Source organism: Nocardiopsis sp. TNDT3 (assembly GCF_003427465.1).
Lineage (GTDB): Bacteria > Actinomycetota > Actinomycetes > Streptosporangiales > Streptosporangiaceae > Nocardiopsis > Nocardiopsis dassonvillei.
Window position 1 is genome coordinate 1 of sequence record NZ_QPFC01000147.1, and the last position, 2,140, is coordinate 2,140.

Below are 2,140 nucleotides of genomic sequence, written 5' to 3' on the forward strand. Positions count from 1 at the left end.
GCCCGAAACCCGTGCACGGGTTTCGGGCCGCTCGTGTCGGGGCATCCGACGCACCAGACCGCATTCATCGGCCTCCCGGGAGGTGGGCGATGTTCAGGAAGGACGTGGCGGAGGGCATCCACTGCGTGCGGGACGGGTACGTCAACTGGTTCATCGTCGAGGACGAAGGGCTGCTGACGATCGTCGACGCCGGGGTGGGGGGCTCGTGGGACTCCCTGCGGCGGGCCCTGATGCTGCTCGGGCGGCAGCCCCGGGACATCCGCGCCCTGGTGCTGACGCACGGGCACTTCGACCACCTCGGGTTCGCGGAACGGCTCCGGTCCCGGATGGGCGTTCCCGTCCACATACACGAGAACGACGTTCCGCTCACACGGCATCCCCGCCAGTACGGGCACGCGCGTGCCCGTACCCCCTACTTCCTGACGCAGGTGAAGGCCTTTCCGATGGTCGCCTCGTTCGTGGGGCGGCGGGCGTGGTGGCCGAAGCCGATCAGGGAGGTACACCGCTTCCGGGACGGCGAACTGCCGGTGCCCGGGGCGCCGCGGGTCGTTCCCACCCCGGGTCACACGCTCGGCCACTGCGCCCTGCACTTCCCGGACCGCGGAGCGGTCATCGCCGGCGACGCCGTGGTGACCCTCAACCCGTACCGGGGCACGTACGGACCGCAGATCGTGTCGGGAGCGGCGACCGCGGACGAGGAGCGCGCTCTGGCGTCGTTGGGCGCGATCGCGGACACGGGAGCGCGGACCGTGCTCGTGGGACACGGCGAGGAGTGGCGGGACGGTGCGGAGAGGATGGCCGAGCTCGCCCTTCGGCACGGCCCCTCCTGACACCGCGACGGCGTCGCGGGGACGGTCGGCCCGCGCCCTAGAGGAGGCGTTCGGCCAGCAGGCCCACGCCGATGACGATCATGGCGGCCCCGGAGAAGCGGCTGACGGCGCGCGCGGCGGCGGGGCGGGTTCCCAGCACCGTGCGGGCGAGCACGCCCACGCACAGGTAGACCGCCCCGCAGCTGGCCGTGTGCACCAGGCCCAGGGCGCCGATCTGCGCGGCCATCGGCCACCCGCCCGCGGGGTCGGTGAACTGCGGCAGCAGGGCCAGGAACAGCAGCAGCGCCTTGGGGTTGAGACCGCTGACGCCGGTGCCGGTCAGCACCCGCGAGCCCCAGGAGGAGGGCACCGCGGCGCCGCCCGCTCCGGGCACCGCGGGACGGGCCAGGGTGGCCGCTCCGAGCCACACCAGGTAGACGGCGCCCGCCAGGGTCAGGCCGGTGAGCACGGCCGGTGTGCTGGCCACCAGCGCCGCGACCCCGCCCGCCACGACCCCGGTGAGGGCGACGTAGCCCAGCAGCAGCCCGGACACCGCCGGGAGCACCGAGCGGTCCCTCAGCCCGGCGGAGATGGTGTAGGCCCAGTCCGCCCCCGGCACCAGGATCAGCAGGACCGACACCGTCCAGAACGCCGCGACCGAAGCCGGTTCCACGGCCACCCCTCTCCTCGAAACTCCTGTTCAGAGGGGAAGAGTAGCCACAAAACGCCCGAAAATGGTTCCACTTCTTGCGGCTGGAACCGCCGCTGGTGGAAGAATCTCCTCCATGGACAACGTCGACCGGAAGATTCTTGCGGAACTCCAGGAGGACGGCCGTCTGAGCGTCACCGAACTGGCCCACCGCGTCGGGCTCAGCGTCTCCCCGTGCCATCGCAGACTGCGCGAACTCGAACGCGCCGGGGTGGTCAGCGGGTACCGCGCGGTCGTGGACGCCGAGGCGGTGGGTCTGGGCTTCCAGGCGCTGGTCTTCGTCACCATGCGCCAGGAGGACCGGGACACCGTCGCGGCCTTCGAGCGGGCGGTCGAGGACATCCCCCAGGTCGTCCAGGCCGAGCGCCTGTTCGGCGACCCCGACTACCTGCTGCGCGTGGTCAGCGCCGACCTGGCCGCCTTCCGTGTGCTCTACGACGAGTCGCTGGCCACCCTGCCCGGCGTCCAGCACCTGAGTTCGACGCTGGTGATGAAGCACGTCGTGCGGGAGCGGCCCCTGCCCGCCTGAACCCGGGTGCCCGTGTCCGGGCGGCGGTCCGGAGCCCCGGACACGCTTGCGGAGCGGTCGGCGGACGCGCTCGGGCGCGGCCCCCGTGGGAGC

General features: G+C 72.6%; 3 protein-coding genes. 2 read left to right on the forward strand and 1 reads right to left on the reverse strand.

From position 1 onward, the window contains the following. Positions 1-89 precede the first annotated feature (89 nt). Complete coding sequence (locus DQW06_RS04135) at positions 90-830, forward strand: MBL fold metallo-hydrolase (RefSeq protein WP_013154740.1); 741 nt, start codon at positions 90-92, stop codon at positions 828-830. 37 nt (positions 831-867) lie between these two features. On the opposite strand, the gene DQW06_RS04140 is transcribed toward DQW06_RS04135, so the two are convergent. After that, on the reverse strand, positions 868-1,482 hold the full coding sequence (locus DQW06_RS04140) for a LysE family translocator (protein ID WP_232238524.1): 615 nt from the start codon (positions 1,480-1,482) through the stop codon (positions 868-870). Between the two features lie 112 nt (positions 1,483-1,594). On the opposite strand from DQW06_RS04140, the gene DQW06_RS04145 reads away from it, so the two are divergent. Then, positions 1,595-2,047, forward strand: a complete 453-nt coding sequence (locus DQW06_RS04145; RefSeq protein WP_013154742.1) for an Lrp/AsnC family transcriptional regulator — start codon at positions 1,595-1,597, stop codon at positions 2,045-2,047. Positions 2,048-2,140 lie beyond the last annotated feature (93 nt).

Excerpts from the sequence above, each read along its gene's own strand:
- DQW06_RS04135 (WP_013154740.1), top strand. The coding sequence starts at position 90 with ATGTTCAGGAAGGACGTGGCGGAGGGCATCCACTGCGTGCGGGACGGG.
- DQW06_RS04145 (WP_013154742.1), top strand. The coding sequence starts at position 1,595 with ATGGACAACGTCGACCGGAAGATTCTTGCGGAACTCCAGGAGGACGGC.